Origin of the sequence: Ruegeria sp. EL01 (assembly GCF_900313035.1) — a bacterium.
Taxonomy (GTDB): domain Bacteria; phylum Pseudomonadota; class Alphaproteobacteria; order Rhodobacterales; family Rhodobacteraceae; genus Ruegeria.
Map to the genome: position 1 here is coordinate 1 of NZ_OMPS01000039.1, position 17,353 is coordinate 17,353.

10 protein-coding genes are annotated in these 17,353 nt (G+C 58.2%); 6 read left to right on the top strand and 4 right to left on the bottom strand.

Annotated features, from left to right (window positions below; all coding sequences use genetic code 11):
- The coding region (locus D9K61_RS15640) for a formate--tetrahydrofolate ligase (RefSeq protein WP_120634141.1) at positions 1–610 on the bottom strand (610 nt) is incomplete at its 3' end.
- Positions 611–796: 186 nt separating this feature from the next.
- Positions 797–1,732 (bottom strand): LysR substrate-binding domain-containing protein, encoded by a 936-nt coding sequence (locus tag D9K61_RS15645; protein WP_120634142.1) that lies wholly within the window; start codon positions 1,730–1,732, stop codon positions 797–799.
- A gap of 238 nt (positions 1,733–1,970) precedes the next feature.
- Between D9K61_RS15645 and D9K61_RS15650 the strand changes: the two genes are divergently transcribed.
- From D9K61_RS15650 to D9K61_RS27320, 6 genes are all read left to right on the top strand, one after another.
- The gene (locus D9K61_RS15650; protein ID WP_120634143.1) at positions 1,971–2,924 is read left to right on the top strand and encodes an ABC transporter substrate-binding protein; all 954 of its coding nucleotides are present in this window, start codon (positions 1,971–1,973) and stop codon (positions 2,922–2,924) included.
- 82 nt (positions 2,925–3,006) lie between these two features.
- Positions 3,007–4,035: a glycine betaine/L-proline ABC transporter ATP-binding protein gene (locus D9K61_RS15655; protein WP_120634144.1), complete on the top strand. Its 1,029-nt coding sequence runs from the start codon at positions 3,007–3,009 to the stop codon at positions 4,033–4,035.
- Positions 4,035–6,017: a proline/glycine betaine ABC transporter permease gene (locus D9K61_RS15660; protein ID WP_120634145.1), complete on the top strand. Its 1,983-nt coding sequence runs from the start codon at positions 4,035–4,037 to the stop codon at positions 6,015–6,017. Before D9K61_RS15655 ends, D9K61_RS15660 begins: the two co-directional genes overlap by 1 nt.
- 1 nt (position 6,018) lies before the next feature.
- Complete coding sequence (locus D9K61_RS15665) at positions 6,019–6,390, top strand: cupin domain-containing protein (RefSeq protein WP_120634146.1); 372 nt, start codon at positions 6,019–6,021, stop codon at positions 6,388–6,390.
- Entirely contained in the window at positions 6,387–8,786 is a 2,400-nt protein-coding gene (locus D9K61_RS15670) for a DUF1989 domain-containing protein (RefSeq protein ID WP_120634147.1), read from the top strand. The genes D9K61_RS15665 and D9K61_RS15670 overlap by 4 nt, the downstream gene beginning before the upstream one ends.
- 86 nt (positions 8,787–8,872) lie before the next feature.
- A complete protein-coding gene (locus tag D9K61_RS27320; RefSeq protein WP_120634148.1) occupies positions 8,873–9,316 on the top strand; it encodes a hypothetical protein in 444 nt (147 codons plus the stop codon).
- Between the two features lie 490 nt (positions 9,317–9,806).
- On the opposite strand, the gene D9K61_RS15680 is transcribed toward D9K61_RS27320, so the two are convergent.
- Both D9K61_RS15680 and D9K61_RS15685 read right to left on the bottom strand, forming a co-directional pair.
- Positions 9,807–11,678, bottom strand: coding sequence for a hypothetical protein (locus D9K61_RS15680; protein ID WP_120634149.1), 1,872 nt, complete (start codon positions 11,676–11,678; stop codon positions 9,807–9,809).
- On the bottom strand, positions 11,671–17,346 hold the full coding sequence (locus D9K61_RS15685; RefSeq protein ID WP_120634150.1) for a hypothetical protein: 5,676 nt from the start codon (positions 17,344–17,346) through the stop codon (positions 11,671–11,673). The genes D9K61_RS15680 and D9K61_RS15685 overlap by 8 nt, the downstream gene beginning before the upstream one ends.
- Positions 17,347–17,353 lie beyond the last annotated feature (7 nt).

Here is a 17,353-nt window from a genome sequence, read left to right on the forward strand (position 1 = left end):
CCTCGGACGCAACGGTGATGTCAAAGCCGGTTTCCCGCGGGAAGCCGTTGCTGACACCGCCCAAAGACGCCGTGATCTGACGCAGCGCCCGGTCGTTCATGTCGACCACACGACGCCACGCGACGCGGCGGGTGTCGATTTCACACGCGTTGCCCCAGTAGATGTGGTTGTCGATCATCGCCGACAACAGCGAATGCGCCGAGGTAATCGCGTGGAAATCCCCGGTGAAGTGCAGGTTCATGTCCTCCATCGGAACAACCTGCGCATAACCACCCCCCGCAGCGCCGCCCTTCATCCCGAAGTTCGGACCCAACGAAGCCTCACGAATACAGATCATCGCGTTCTTGCCGATGCGGTTCAGACCATCGCCCAGACCAACCGTCGTCGTCGTCTTGCCCTCACCCGCAGGCGTCGGGTTGATCGCCGTCACCAGAATCAGCTTGCCGTCTTCACGACCCTGAACCGAGTTGATAAACTCCTGGCTCACCTTCGCCTTGTCATGCCCGTAAGGCAGCAGATCATCGCTGGAAATGCCAATCTTACCACCAATCTCCTGAATCGGTTGCTTCTGCGCCTCACGCGCAATCTCAATGTCAGATTTATAACTCATGTGGGCTATTGCCTCCCTGCAGAATAGGCCAAACACGTCCGGACCCGGCAGTCTGATAGGCCGGATGCAGAATCAAATTATTTCTTTAAAGTAAATAAATATTCCCTGTGGTCAATGTTTGAATTGAACGGCGACTGGATCGAACACAGGCTCCGGCGGGGCTATACTTGAAATCGAACCGAAAGATTATGCGTAGCGTTTTCGCCCTGCGCTTAGCCCTAAAAGCCAGTCTTGAACAATACGCTGCTCTGGAAACGCTTTGTGTGTCGGGCTTTTCAGCAGGTAATATCCTGACTTTGTCCTCACCGCTGCGCCGTCTATTGGTCGAACCAATGCTTTGCTCTCAAGCAGCGGGTCGACGAGATGTGCCCATCCCAATGCGATACCCAAACCATCAACCGCGGCCTGGACAGACAATGGATAGGTGTTGAAAGCTACCGCGCGCTCCATAGGAGACGTGGCAACACCGTTCGCACCGAGCCAAGTGCGCCATGTCATCCATTCTGCATGGCTGCTTGTGACTTCGATCAGGTCCAGCTGCGGCAATGCAGTTAGATCAGCCGCCAACACGTTACTTTTTAAGTATTCGGGACTGCACACGGGAAACACGGTTTCGCCGAACAGAAGTTGAACCTCATAGCCGGGCCAATCGCCATCTCCGCGCAGTATGGTCAGATCCATGGCTTCGGATAAGCACTCGGCGTCGCTGTCTGAGGACACAAGCGAAATCCGTATCCGCCCATTGGATTTGTTGAACTTCCGCAATTGCGGCATCAACCAAAGTGAAGCCACGGAATTGGTCGCAGCAATCGAGACCGTATTGGCCTGATGTTTGGCTAACATATCCCGGCTGACATCCCGCATCAGATCAAGTGATTGTTCCACTGTCGCAAGCAAAATGGCACCTTGTTGCGTCAGGGACACCGACCGATGCCCCCGAACGAACAAAGGCACGTCGTAGTGTTGTTCCAGCAATCGCACTTTTCGACTGATTGCTGTCTCTGAGATATTCAGAACCTTGCTCGCTTGCGCAAAACTCTGCGCTTTGGCTGCGGCCTCGAATGCCAGAAGATAGTCGAGCGGCGGCAGAACTTTCCCTGTGGCTGGCGCTTTCTTTGGCATTTGGCGGCATAATCCCAAGATGAATGTGTTTACGATCAGTATTATTGTTCCCGGGTCAAAACACATTTGGCCAGACAACCAATTGTTAAAATAACAAAATTTCCAGTTTGCCTCAAGATTTTATAGTCAAAGCCCCTCAAATCTCTGTTCTGTGTTCAGAGCAATTATGGGCAGAATGCAAAAATCCAGGACCGGAAGAGTCCTTACGCTGAAAATATTTGTCACACAGGGAGCGAACATGAAACTTACAAACCTACTTTCTGCTGCAACATTGGCAGCAGTAGCGGGAACCAGTGCGATTGCGGAAGACAGCAGTGATCCGATCGTTATTCCCATTCACAACTGGTCAAGCCAGATCGTGATGTCGAACGTTGTCGGCCTGATCTTTGAAGAGATGGGCAACAATGTCGAATATGTCACCACCGACAGTCAGGCAGTCTATGAATCCGTGCGTCTGGGTGACGTGGCGCTGGAAATGGAAGTCTGGGAAGGTGCGTTTGGCGCGTCTTACCGCGCGGCTTTGGAAAAAGGTGGCCTGCACGACGCAGGCGATCATGACGCTGTCACGCGTGAGGATTGGTGGTATCCGATGTGGACCAAGGACTCTTGCCCGGGTCTGCCAGATTGGCAGGCGCTGAATGATTGCGCGCATCTGTTTGCGACGGCGGAAACCGGCGACAAGGGTCGATATCTGGATGGTCCGGTCGACTGGCTGAAGCATGGTAAAGAACGTGCCGAGGCGCTGGATCTGAACTTTACCGTGATCAATGCTGGCTCTGCTGCGGCTTTGTGGGCTGAAATCGGCGCCGCTGAGGCCGACAAGAAACCTGTCCTGGTTTTCAACTGGACACCCAACTTTGCCGAAGCCGTCTGGCCCGGCGAGTTCGTTGAGTTTCCGGTTTGGGAAGATGGCTGCGACAAAGACCCATCGAAGGGTCCGAACCCGGACGCCCTGTATGATTGTGGCAACCCGGCCAGCGGATACCTGAAAAAAGCCGCTTGGGATGGTATGAAAGACAAATGGCCGGCCGCGTATTGCGCTTTGACCGAGATCTCGTTCACCAACCCTCAGATTGCTGAGATGGCGAAGTTGGTCGACACGGATGAGCTTGAACCGGAAGAAGCGGCTGAAGAATGGCTGGATGCCAATCGCGCCGTTGTTGATCCCTGGATCAGCGCCTGCAGCGGCTAATCTGGTCAATCTCAACGAAATTGACGCGGCCTTGTTTGTCTAAGTGACGCAAGGCCGCGTTTAACTAGAAAGAAAAGCAGCCATGTCCGTCGCAGCGCCGGTGATCTCAGCTAAAAATGTCTGGAAACTGTTTGGGCCCTCGCCAGAGAGCTATCTGAAGTCTCTGCCCGCAGGTCGCAGTTTCGATGAGATTCGGGCGGATGGATACATCGCCGGTGTCAAAGACGTCTCGATCGAAGTGGCGCGCGGAGAAATGCTGGTTATCATGGGATTGTCGGGGTCGGGCAAGTCGACACTGGTGCGATGCTTCTCGCGCCTGCACGACATTACTGGCGGTACGATCGAAGTTGACGGTCAGGACGTCATGAGCCTGAGCGAGCGTGAACTGATCGAGTTACGTCGCAAAAAGATGGGTATGGTGTTTCAGTCGTTTGGTTTGCTGCCGCATCGTACGGTTCTGGAAAACGTGGCATTCCCTCTGGAAATGCGCGGGCAAGATCGCCACGACCGACGCGAACGCGCGTTGGAAGTTATCAAGCTTGTCGGGCTTGAGGGACGCGAAGAATACTTTCCGCGCGAGTTGAGCGGCGGTCAGCAACAGCGTGTCGGCATTGCCCGGTCACTGGCCATCGAACCGGACATCTGGTTTCTGGATGAACCTTTTTCAGCGCTCGATCCGTTGATCCGCCGTGAAATGCAGGACGAATTCCTGCGCCTGCAAGAGTTACTGGGCAAAACCATCGTCTTTATTACCCACGATTTCGACGAGGCGCTGCGCCTTGCCGACCGGATTGCGATCATGCGCAACGGCGCCGTCGAGCAATGTGATACGCCCGACAAGATCGTGATGAATCCCGCCACCAAATACGTGGCGAAGTTCACGGAAGACATCGACAAAGCCCGGGTCGTTCATGCGCGAGGTTTGGCAAAGCCGGTGAACGGGCACGCGTTGGAAGGCGCGCCAATCGATGGGGGTGCCACTATTCACGAACTGGCCCGGGTTTTGGTCAATGACAGCCGTATCCTGTTGCCGGTCGCCGATGACAAAGGCACCGTAACCGGTGTTTTGGAACGCGACACCGCATTGAACGTTCTTCTTGGAGCCGACTGATGGCGACCCTGTCCACCGATCTGCCGGACACATCAGGCAAGCCGTGGGGGCGCACCAAAGTTCTGACGGTGCTGCTGGTCACCGCTTTCGCGCTGATACTGGCAAAGGCAGTCGGTATTCTGCCTGAGTGGCTGAACCGCATTCCGGAAGCGGCGATCCCTCCGACGGCACAAGTGTTGGATGCGATTTTCAGCTTCATTCAGAATGACCTCGGCCTAATCTATGTGACCCGCTTTATCGCAGAAGGCCCGCTCGAGTTTTTGCTGGACACGTCAGCGAACCTGCTCGAAGGCAAGCGTCGTTGGCCCTATCTTGGCCCCATCCCCTGGTCGGCAATCGCAGCCGTTGCGGCTGTCGTTGGCTACGCCGTAGGCGGCTGGAGGCTGGCCGCCTTGGGTGCGGGAACCTTTATCTGGACCGCAGCGATCGGGCAGTGGAAGATCGCCATGCAGACCATGTCGGTCATCGTGGTCGCGGCTCCTCTGGCGTTTCTGCTGGGTCTGGTTCTGGGTATCGCTGCCTGGAAATACAGCTGGTTTGAACGGATGCTGAAACCCATGCTGTCTGTACTGCAGACCCTGCCCTTCTTCACATATCTTTTGCCGGCGGTCATCTTCTTCAAGGTCGGCCCAACCGCAGGGGCCGTGGCAACGATTACCTTTGCCATCCCTCCGATGATCCTGATGACCACTCTGGGCCTGAAAAAAGTCAGCCCCGAAGTGATCGAGGCGGGCCAGATGTCTGGCTGCACCCGCTGGCAGATGCTGCGCAATGTCTATGTTCCGGCGGCGCGCACCGAAATTCTGGTTGGCGTCAATCAGGTGATCATGCTGTGTCTGGCAATGGTGGTTCTGACCGCGTTCATCGGTATGCCCGGCCTCGGGGCCAAACTACTGGCAATGATGGGTAGCTTCAAACTGGGGCGCTCTTTCGAGATCGGTGTGACCATCGTGCTTCTGGCCGTCACGCTTGATCGGATGTCCAAAGCCTGGGTCGTCAAACAGCCTGTTCATTTCGAACGCGGCACACCCTGGTGGAAACGGCATCGGATTTCATTGGTCGCACTGGGTCTGTTCGTCGGGTTTACCCTACTGTCGCAGGTGTTCCCGATCCTTGCCGAAATTGGCCGCAAACAGCACCTGAGCCAAGGCAAGGAAATCGACGTTGTTATCAAGTCGTTCCTGGCCCTGGATGCGATCAAGGGAACAACCGAATGGTTGCGCTGGTTCTTGAACGTCAAGGTTCTGATCCCCTTCCGCAACACGTTGTTGGCCATTCCGACACCCGCCTTCATCCTGCTGGTTGTTTCCTTTGCCTATTGGGTCGGCGGTCGCAAGCCCGGTATCTATGCGGCGATCTTCTTTACGATCGTTGCCTTCTCGGGCTGGTGGGACCGGTCGGTAATCACGCTCTATACCGTGATCTCAGCGGTGGCATTGGCAACGTTGATCGGGATTCCATTGGGCGTTGTTGCCGCTCGGTCGGAACGGTGGTCCAAGAGTATCCTGCTGGCCTGTGACACCGCACAGACGTTCCCCAGCTTCATTTACCTGATCCCCGCGATCATGCTGTTCGGCGTCAACGATGTGGCCGTTGTGTTCTCGATCCTGATCTTCGCTGCCGTGCCGTTGATCCGGTACACCATTATCGGCCTGAGCAGCGTACCGCCAGAAATGACCGAAGCAGCAGATATGTCCGGCTCGACCCGGCGCCAAAAGCTGATGTCAGTCCAGTTCCCGCTGGCGCTGCCGACGATGGCCGTTGGGTTCAATCAGGCAATCATGTTCGCCTTCTTCATGGTCATTATCGCGGCTTTCATCGGCACGCAGGATCTGGGTCAGGAGTTACAACGTACGCTTGCAGGCACCCAATTAGGCAAGAACTTCGTTCTGGGCCTGAACGTATCGCTGATGGCGCTGACCTTTGACATGGCAATCAGCAGTTGGGCAGACCAGCGCAAAAAGAGACTGGGGCTTGATTGAGATGACACAGCAGGAAAATCCACGCACCGTTGCCCGTTTCGACGACTCAGGTTTTGTCCGGATGCACATGGAAGGCCTGTGCGAAGAACAGGTCTGGTGGAAGAATGTCAGCTTTGATGAGGAAACCGGGCAAGGAAGCTACTTAATGAAAATGGCGCCAGGCACCCGCTCGAACCCGCATATTCACCGCGGAGCGGAAGAGTTTTTCGTGCTTGAGGGCGATCTGACAGATCACGATGGGTTTCGTTATCGCAGCGGTGATTTCGTTAGCCTTGCTCCCGGGTCCAGCCATTATTCGCGCACTAAGACGGGATGTCTTTTGGTTGTTACCCACCGAGGTGCAACCGAATCCATTCAGGAAGGTGCACTATGAATGTGAAGCCAGTATTCGAAGTTCCGTTCGAACGCAGTGGGGTTCTGGCGCCCGGCCTTCCGATCCTGCCGCATGGAACAGAGCGCCATCCCGTCCCCGGGGCAGGATCGCGCGCAGTTCCGGTGTCCAAGGGCGATACGATAACCCTGCTGGACCGCGACGGGCTGCAGCAGGCCGAGATGGTTTTCTTTGCCCCTGACCGGAGTTCCGACGCAGGCATGCTTGGCGCGTCAGGCCATGGGCGACCGGAAGGTTTGATTGCGACGCTGGCGAATGGATCTGCATCGGGCAAGAAAGTGCTGCGCGCGTTGGAGATTGCGGGATTCGATATCGGTCAGGGCGATGCAATTCGGGCTTTCGCAGACGGGTCTCGACCCGGCGACATGGTGCATTTTGTAGCGGAAAACGACGGTTTTCTGATCGTCGCCGCGCCGGGTGAAGCCATGCGCCCGGAAGAGCACAATCCACCGACAGAGATCATCCTGTACATCCAGCGCGCCGCGCCCGGATTGGAAAAGCCCGATGTCAGCCCACCCGACCCGCTGGCCGATCCGCTTAAGGACATCAATATTCAGCCGGGAAACGCTCAATCCTATGAGATTAAGGCCGGCGAATTCATCCAGATCGTGGATATCAGAGGGCGTGAATGTTCGGACTTTCAGGCCTTCAGCCGCCGCGCATTGGATCAGGGGATCGAACGCGAGATTGATCCCACCACCACCCGCAGCCTGATGGGCAGCCTTTACCCGCAGCCGGGGATTTTCTCGAAATATTGGTCAGTGGATCAGGAACCCTTGATCGAAATCGTGCAGGACACCTGCGGGCGACATGACACCTTTGGCCTCGCCTGTACGGCCCGATACTACGAAGATCTTGGTTATCCCGGTCATGTGAATTGTTCGGACAATATTAACAAAGACTTGAACCAATATGGCATCAAGCCGCGCGGCGGCTGGCCCGCGATCAACTTCTTTTTCAACACGATGCTGGACGACACCAACGCTATCGGAATGGATGATCCATGGTCGCGGCCCGGCGATTTCGTCCTGCTGCGCGCGCTGACTGATCTTGTCTGTGTCAGCACCGGCTGTCCTTGCGACATAGACCCGGCGAATGGCTGGAACCCAACCGATATTCAGGTGCGAACCTACAAAGCGACCGAGGATTTTAAACGATCCTCAGGCTACAGAAAATCTGCGGAGGCGGACGTGGAAGAAACCAAGAAAACTGCATTTCACGACTGCTTTGCCCGGCACACCCGTGATTTTGTCGAATACAATGGTTATTGGCTACCCAACACAATGACCAATCACGGTGCAATTGCCGAATATTGGGCCTGTCGGGACAAGGTTGCAGTGATGGACCTTAGTCCCCTGCGGAAATACGAGGTTGTGGGGCCGGACGCGGAAGACCTGATGCAGCTCTGCGTGACCCGCAACATGAAAAAGCTGAGCGTTGGTCAGGTCGTCTATACGGCTATGTGCTATGAGCATGGCGGCATGATCGACGATGGTACCGTCTATCGTCTGGGTGAGACCAACTTCCGCTGGATTGGCGGCAACGACACCAGTGGTTTATGGCTGCAGGAACAGGCACGCAAACGCAACATGAATGTCTGGGTGCGCAACTCGACGGATCAATTGCACAACATCGCAGTCCAAGGACGGTACAGCCGCGATCTTCTTTCCAAGATATTCTGGACACCGCCCCAGCAACCGACAATCGATGAACTTTCATGGTTCCGCCTTACCGTCGCCCGGGTAGGCGATGTGCAGGGAAAATCTGTCGTGATTTCTCGGACCGGGTACTCTGGTGAGCTTGGATTTGAAATCTTCTGCCATCCTAAAGATGCCGTGGAAATATTTGACCGTGTGTGGGAGGTCGGCCAGAACTACGGGATTGTTCCGCTGGGTCTCGGGGCATTGGATATGTTGCGGATCGAAGGTGGCTTGATCTTTGCCGGGTCTGAATTCGATGACCAAACCGACCCTTTCGAGGCTGGCATCGGCTTCACGGTTCCGCTGAAGTCAAAAACCGACGATTTCATCGGGCGGGTGGCGATTGAAGAACGCAAAGCCCACCCCCACCGAAAGTTGGTTGGCTTTGAAATCGAGGGCGGCACCATCCCCTCTCCCGGCGATTGCGTGCGCGTCGGGAAAGCGCAGGTCGGGGAAATTACCAGCGCAATGAAGTCGCCCATTCTTGGCAAGGTCATTGCTTTGGGTCGCGTGGCAACCACCCATGCCGTTCTTGGTAGCACTATTGAGATCGGTCAATTGGATGGTCAGCAAAAGCGCCTGAAAGCCATGATCGTTCCGTTCCCACATTTTGATCCGACAAAGGAGCGTGTGAAGGGAATGTACACAGACACGAATGTTTCAGACGCCGCGGAATAATCACGAGAGGCAAGAGGATTACCGTTGTCGAGGTTGCTGTGCGGGTTAGTTGCAAAGCCTCAAAGATTCTGCTGACTTCCGGTCCGGTGGTGCCAGCTGCAGCAGACAAAAGTGTTCTGCTGCTCATTCAGCTCGCACTATGCACAATTTTTGCGGTTTACCCAGCTATTGGTTTGGCTGGTGATTGTAATCGAATAGATGCGGTAGAAGCCTACAAAACCACCGGTAAGGCGCCAGAGGGATCGATCTGCGAGACGTTTTTAGGCTTGGCCAAACATTCAGGTGTTTCTTGTTATTGGGAGTTTGCGTTCAGAAGCAATGAAGCTACGAGATTTTTCCACGATGCGTGGACCGAAGTAACAAGCTGCCAACACGGCGACCTAAACTCTGGCTCTAATCCCGTTAACCACCCTGACAGCTATCTCCAGCGGGAATTGGTAACGGAGACTGGCACCTACCGAGTCGCAATGAAAGATAAGGGTCATGAGAAACGCACGTTGATTTTTCTGAGTTTCGAAAACCGTGACTGACATACCTGATCGCATCGACTGAGTGTCCCGGGTATCGACCTGCCGTATGGATGATTGCAGTTGACCGCGTTGCAAGGACCAGGATCGAGACGGAATGGTCCCAAACCCACTTGTTTCAGAAGACACGCTCATACGCCGCACGACCGAGAGCTGTCATGTGGTTGAGCGCTTTTACGTTAACTTCCGCTTCAGCTGTTTGTTTCGGGAATTCACGCGCTTGCCCGCGATCACCGATAACTTGTTTCCACCCGCCGACTTGGGCTTTCGCTAATCGTCCCGGCATCACTTTAGGTGTCTTCTGCGAACACTGCCACTACAGACACAACTGAACTGGCGTCTGGCCCGGCAACGGAAGCACGAGACAACGGTGTAGAAACACTTGGGTGAAAACGACGCGGAAATTTCGGCACAGTAGGTGCGCTGATTGAACCAGTTACGTATGTCCAGCAAACCCGTAGCATGTGCCGACTCGTTACGACAAAGATTGGCTTCAGCGTTTCTTGCGCCGCAGCTGATCAAAGCGCAGGCCACTGGACTTTTCGCCGCGGCCGGTCTGTTTGCGCACGCCCAGCCAGGTGAAGACCTCGCCACCATACCATCTTGTGCGTTGAAAGCTCTGACTGACCTTGGCACCGGCGCGGGGCACTTCTTCTTCATGCACGTCGTATGGATCGCCACTGCCCAGGTTGTGACGCAACAGGGCGGTGCGCGGGCGGATCGGTTCAGGCGGATTCGGATCGCCGTCGATCAGGCGGGGCATAGCGGCGCGACGCAGCTGGATTTCCCGGGTGCTGCCGGGCACATGCACCGGCACGAAGGGGATCCAGTTTTCAGGCACGCGGGTCATCACGCGGTAACGCCATGCGGCGTCGTTTTCCAGCGGATCCGGTGGATCTGGCAAGGGGCCACCCTCTTCGATCAACCGTTTGAAATAGCGTCGGGTTTCGTGCCCGGTGCGGCGTCCGAAGCGGCTTTGCCCATGCGGCAGCGGCACCCGGGTTTCGATACCCCAGACCATGTTCGCTACCTCGTCGCGGATCAGCTCGGCGGCCTCCAGCGGGCGGCCTTCGTGGATTTTCGGTGCCGAGGGAATCACAAGCAGACTGGTATCAGCTGGAATGTCATCCGAGCCGCGCGTCGCCAGATTATACATCGACCAACGCTGCCAATCCTCGTCATCGCCTTTGCCCGCCGCCTCGATCCACAGCCGCTCGCCAAAGACATTTGTCACGCTCAGCCCGCGCACCTTGGACAAGGTGCCTGCGGGCATCGTCAGCGGCAGCATGAACCAGTCGTTGGCGTAGACCAGCGCAAACTCCATCACCAGAAGCTTGTTGATTTCGGTCGTATCGGGATCCACGTCGCCGAAATTGGTGCTGCCGTCCTCGAACCGCCACCAGCGCGTGTGCGGCATACCTTCAAAACTGATCGGAGTGGGCAGGAAGCTGGACGTGGTAGCGTCCAAAACATCGGCGGGGGCCGGAGCATCCGCAACCGGGCCAAGTCCGTTACCGCCCGGTTCGAAATCCAGATTGTACCAGTCCAGATGGCCGTGAAAATACTCATCCGCAGTCAGATGCGCCTCACCACCGCCATGTACCGGTGCCGAGGTGTCAAAGGCATATTCCAGCTTGGGCGGTTGCCACGCATCACCGACACCTTCGTCAGGCTGATAAAACAACCGTTCATACCAGGCGAGGAACACCGCCTCGGCATCCTCGATGGGTCCGGCGCTTGCCGCATTGTCCAGCGTAATCCTGTCATGCGCGTGCTGGCCGGGCGTGCGCAGCCAGAGCAGCAGTTCATAGCCGTCCATCGCCCTGCCCGCCAAGGCCGAGACCGCTTGCCAACTGTCAAGATGCGCGCAGATGGCGGCGTCTGCCGCTGCCGACGGGTCTGGCGCGTCAAAGCCAAATTCATTGATGAACTTCTGCCGCAGACCGGCCTCGATCCCGTCTACAAGCTTCAACCAGCGGCGGCCCATTTCGGCGCGGATATCGATTGCCATGGTCTGCGCGCCCGCCTCAAAGGGGATCGGGCGCTGCTCGACCTTGGCCTCAAGCGGCACATCATCGTCGAAAGCTTCGGCATCATGACCACGCGGGCGGTACTTGGTCAGCTGAGAGGTTTCAAAATGCACCTTGGCCGTGATCGGTGATCCCGCGTCGTCGCCCTTGAATTCGCCCATCTGCCATTGCTTGGTCAGCATCCACAGCGCATCGCGTACTTCGGCTTGAAGCGCACGGTCGAAATCATGCCGGCGCGGACGCCCTTCCAGACGATTCCACAGTGTGACAGTCGGCAACGTACGCTTAGCGGTGAACACCGCCTCGATATTCGAAAGGGCAACGAAATCATTCATCACTGTTTCCTTGCACAATATTGGCCATGACGGCGGAAAAGTTGTTATTTTCCGCAAAGTTGAGCGCCGCGGTCAGCGGATAAAGCGTCACGGCTGAAATCACAGAGGGCAGGAACCGCCCATAGCCAGTGGTATCGATATGGTCCGGTTCAATCGCCCGTTTACGCGCCAGATCCATGGTTTCCAGTACGCTGTCCACCAGATCGTCCCACCGCCACGCCCCGGTGAACTCGGCAGGCAAGGCCAGCAACAGGCTTTGCGGCGGCTCAGAGTTTGGCCGGTCATAGTGGAAGGTCAGGCCAGTATCTTCTGTCCGGCTGGGAATAGTCTCGGTCATTTCATCCAGCAACAGCCCGGCCTGATCCTGCGTTTCGTCGAAGGGCACCGCGTAGTGGGCGGTATAAAGCAGCTTGTCTTCGTCGATCACAAGATCACTGCCATCCGGCAAGGTCTGCGGATAATCCAACGCCAGCCACGGCAGATCGGCTCGGTGCGGAAATTGCAGCGGTTGCAGGGCCGGATCGGCGGTACCGAAGGCCTCGGTCAGTTGGGTGACGGTTTCGAGGGCGCCTATCTTGTCCCGGACCCGGGCAAAACCGGCGACAAAATCGTCCACCGGGAAGGGGCGGCCCAGCGTGGTTTCTTGATAGGACAGGATTGAGCGGTCGGCAGTGGCCCCCAGCCCCCAGGCTGCACGCCATTCCGCCCCTTGCAGGGGCGGCAGAGCAAAACTGGGTACCATCTGGAAATCGTCGCCAAAGATTGTCTGCGCCGCCTTGGTCCGGTCTTCGACCTGGCGGCGAGGATCGGTCTGCGCATCCGCCTGGGTCATCAGGGCATCCACCGCTTCCAGGCGCGTCGTCATTTCAGCGGCCATGCTCGCCGCACGGCTTGCCATGTCAGTGGCCAGCGTGACAATGCCGGTGACATGGTTGCTTAGATCCAGCGGTTCGGTGTCAAAATCCGCCAAGGTCGCAAGCTGTGCCTTGATGGCGTCATGCAGGCCGGAAACGGTGTCCTGAGCCGCGCCAATCGCTGCAAGCGCATCGCGTTCGGAGACAAAAGCGGTGCGTGCGATGTTCACCAGATCATTGCGATAAGTGGTTGGGTCGCCGGGCTGCGGGTCGGTGTTGGTGGCTGCGATCAGCCGCTCGGCCAGGATCAGCGTTTCGAATTTAGCATTGTCGCCCGCGCCAGGATCACTGTCAAAAGTGGCAATGGCCGCATCGAACTCGGCCAGCCGGTCATCCAGCCGCTGCACCCGGTCATCCAGCGTGGCCTGCAGGCCAGCAAATATCCGGCCGCGATCGCCAAAGATCACTCCGGTACCTGCCTCCAACTGCGCGAAGAGCTGCGCGGCAAGAACGGCGCTTACAAAATCGTCAGCGGTGGCGTCAACCTGCGTCACGATCTGCGCAATGGGCTGCGGATCGGCCCCAAGCTGTGCCGACAGAGCAACTGCGAAAGCGTCCAGATCGTCCCGCGCCGCAGCCATTGCTGTGCGGTTCAGATCGATGCGTTGTTGATCAAGCGAGACACTGATGTCCTGTGTCTCGGTCGCCTCATCCTGCAGGGCCATGTCGGTAGGCCGCAGCGGGCGCGATTCCAGCAGCATCCGGCGCAGCGGTTTGATCATCGCGGTCACCTCGAAAAACGGCACGTGCCCGGCCAGCGTACCGATGCGACGGCGATAATGGATCGTCATTGCCACATCCGGGCGCGGGCCATGAGTACGGGCCACATGCGCCTCGATCATGTCATCCAACGCCTTGCCCGCCCTATCATCATCGGGGTCGAGCAGATACAGCATGTCCAGTGGGGAAAGCCCAAGATCGGCCTGACTGACCTCGTGTTCAGCCAACGAAGCACCATCCGGTCCGATCAGCTCGACGATGCAGGCCACCCGTGCCGCGTCGGGCAGCACCCCGGTCAGCCAGGCATCCAGTGCCGGTTCGCAGCGCGCGCGCGGTGAAATGCGGGCCGCATCGGTCGGATCCAAGCCCACAGGCAGATGCAGCGCAACGCGGTGCGTCAGGTTCACACCGGTGCGCGGCGTGCGGATCACATCGGGGGTAGCCGGGAATTTGCCCTTGGAATAGGTGTTCAGAACAGCGCCTGCCCTGTCGTAATTGCCCTGCACAACCTGATGCACGCTTTCGGCCATCGCCAGATCGGCCACGGCATCGGCAATATCCAGAAGACGTTTTGCCTCTTCACTGATTGCGGCGGCCTGCGCCGGGGTTGCGGGGGGCAGATCATCGCCCAGCCCGAAGGGGTAATCCTCCGCGCCCTCTTTCAGGTGCTCGACGAATTCCAGCCCATCGATCACGTTGCGTGCCTCGACCTTGCGAATGCTGATAGCCTTGCCGGAGCGGGTCGGTCGCAGACGATCCCCGGCCAGCGGGAACACTTTGCGCAAATCGTAGATGAACTCATCCACCTCGACATCGTGGCGGTCGTGCAAGCCCCGTTCGAACTGATACCCCAGCAGCGCGGCGAGGTTCTGGTCGGCCTTCATCCCTTCTATAATCGACAGCGCCATACGCACCCGCTCAGATGTCAGGTTCACCGCCAGACTTTCGGGGTTGCCCGGAGTTGCATTGGACACATAGCCATTGCGCAAAACCGCCGCCGTCACCGCATGATTCAACGATGGCGCGTGGATATAACCTTGGTTCTTGGCATCGCGCGCCAATGGCGGCGTGTCCGGCGTGTTGAAGATTGCACCCAACTCGCCGTCCAACCGAACGGGCTCCAGATTTTTGAACTCAGGCCGCACGTCTTCAAGATATCCCCAAGCGCCAACATATAGCCCGGTCTGCACGGCCGTTTCGCCCCGGTCCGGCTGCCCGTCGCCATCCAGATCAACAGGCGTTGAATAGCGCATCTGCTCAAGCTGCGCGCTCATCAACCCGCCATACCAGGCGTCCAATCGGTAGGTGCACAAATCCAAATGCTCGGCAAAGCACCGTTCCAGTGCGGCGGTGGGCCGCCCGCTCAGATGATCCAGCGCGCGCAACTGACTGCTCAGATAGGCTGTGGCCGTCATCGTGTTGATCACAGTCGGGATGAAATCGCCAATGCGCCGATTGGCGACTCCTGTGATTGTTGCCTCGCGCTGATACAACCGCGTCCAACGGGAATTGCCTGCCGCCTCTTGCGCGGGATCGGCCAGCGCCGCCTCACTCACCTGAATGAACTCTGGCTCGCGCCGGGCTTGTCGCGCCTCAACCGAGGTCATCAACCCGGCATTGACGAACAATTGCACGCTGGTTTCAACATAGCTTAGGTCCAGCGCATGGCGCATCATGTGATACAACAACGCACGCGGCCGCCCATCGGCAAAGCCCTCCTGCTTGCGAAGCGTGTCATGTGAGGTCGCCGCCGCCTCGCGCAGCCAGGCCAGATAATTCTGCCCGGTTTCGGTATAAGCCCGGATGGCATCCGTTTCGGACAGCGCCACATCATCGATCAGCGGCCCGCTTAAATTGTTGGGCGCACGGGTGAAGTATTTTTCCAGAATGGACGGGATTTCTGCGTCGTCGGCCTCGGGGTCATAGCCGTATTCCTTTAGCAAATTCAAACCACTGGTGGCGTATCCCAATGCAATGACCACCGCGATCAATCCGCCCCCTGCCCCGCTCAACCGCATCCGGTTATACAGTTGTTGCAAGCTCTCGGCATAGCGCTGCTGAAACTCGACGGAACCGGGATGCAACCCCAGAACATCCAGCAAAACCTGTTGCGGGTCTGTGGTGCCGGGCTTGCCGATAAAAGACACGCGGTCCAAAAGCGGCTCAAGATCACCCTCGAACTGCCGCATCATACCATAGAGGCGCAGCAGGAACGGATCGCCCCCAAGCGCACCAGTGTTCACACCCGCCGCACCAATGGGGTCGCGGTGGCGCGGTGCCATCCATCGCAGGCGTGATCGGGGTGTGACCGGCAGGATACCATAAGGTTGCCGCCCAATGCGGATCGCCGGGATATTGCCGCGCGCCGACACATGCCGGTTGAAGAAATTGCGCAGCCGCCGGATCGTGGCATCTTCGAGCACGGGTTGCAGCATCGTGTCGCAAAAATAGCCAAGCGTTGCAGGCCACAGCGCCACGTTCATCGCCTTGGCATCACAGATATCGGTCCGCCCATAGTGCGGGATCGTACGCAGCGCCGCCGGATCAAGCCCCAGCATCTCGGCCAGCCAACGCCCATCGGTTCTGTCGAACCAACCCGCGGGATCAGGCGGGGCCGCGCCGAAATAGTGATCAAAGCTGACATCGGGATCTTCGCGCCAGTTATAATCCGAGGCAGCGCTTTCCACGTTATTGGTGGGTCGTCCCTGCGGCAGGATCGTGAAGCCGGATTTGGACCGGTGATGACGGCTGATCAGGTCTTCCATCCCGGCGCGACCTTCCTCGGCATCATCGCGCAGGCGCATGCCCAAGATCAGAACCTTGTCGAATCCACGGCGAAAGGCCACCGGATCCAGCGGGATGCGAAAGCCCATGCCAACCGAAACGGCCCGGTCGAAATCGGTGAGCCATTCCATTTCATCGCCTACCTTCAGATCATCGCCATCGGGGCGGATCTGTTCATCCTCTTCGGCCTGTGGGTCCGGGGCCACAGCCAGATCCGGCTGGATCGGTGCGCCCAAGTGTTCCTCGGTCACTTCGCCATCGTTGAAGCCCATGAATACCAGCCGATCCGGCAACAGCCGCGCGCGCGGCGTTGTGGCCCAGCCCTGCAAGCGCAGCCCGGCATCCTCGTCGGTGGGGAAGTGCAGAAAGGCGACCTGCACCTGCACATCCTCACGGGCCACGCCTTCGGGCGGCGTGTCGGCGAGGTTGGTTGGAATGTAACTTTCGCGTAACTCCTGCGCGCGTATTGCATTTGTTTCAGCCTCCAGCGCAGCCAGCGCGGCGGCTTGCCCGGCAAGGTCTTCGCCTGCGGTCCAGGTTGCAGCCCAATACGCCCCCAGCGCATCGACCTCGGCGGCGGCCAGCGGAGCGCGCGTCGGGATGGTCAGGACCATCCACGCGCCGTTTTCCGGCGGATCCGGGCGGTCGGCTTCGTTCAGCGGCCTGTAGGCCTGCGTGATCCAGTGTGACCGGCCGGCGCCCTGCCCGGCCATCATCACAGCCCAGGCGCCACGCTCTTGTGCTTCGACACCGCCTGCAGCCCAGATCCCTGCCCAATAGGCGCGCGCGCTTTGCGCTTCGGTGTCTGATGGCGTGTCTTCAAAACTGTCGACCGAGAAATCGTCCGGGTAGACCCGCACCCAAAGCTGGCCGGTATCGCCATCGGTCTCATCCGCCGGCTTGAACCGCGTTTCGATGCGCAACGGCACCAGGCAGACCGGAATGCGATCATTCAAGTTACCGATCCGCTCGCGCGGGTGCACAGCAGCGAATTGCACCACTAAATCCCGTTCGATCAGGCGCGCCTGAGACAGGCGCGCCCGGCGGTCGGTTACCACCGCCTCGCGTTCGGCAATACGCGCGTCCAGCTCAGCCACCGCGTCGGGGGCATCGCCGCCGCGACCCTGCTGCCATCGCGCGCGTCCGCTGCGTTCCAACGCTGCGCGGGCGGACCGCAGCGCGCGATCCTGACTTTCAACCTCGGCACGGGCGGCGGCAAGCTCGGCCTGTCGGTCTTCGAACTCAGCCATAGCCCCT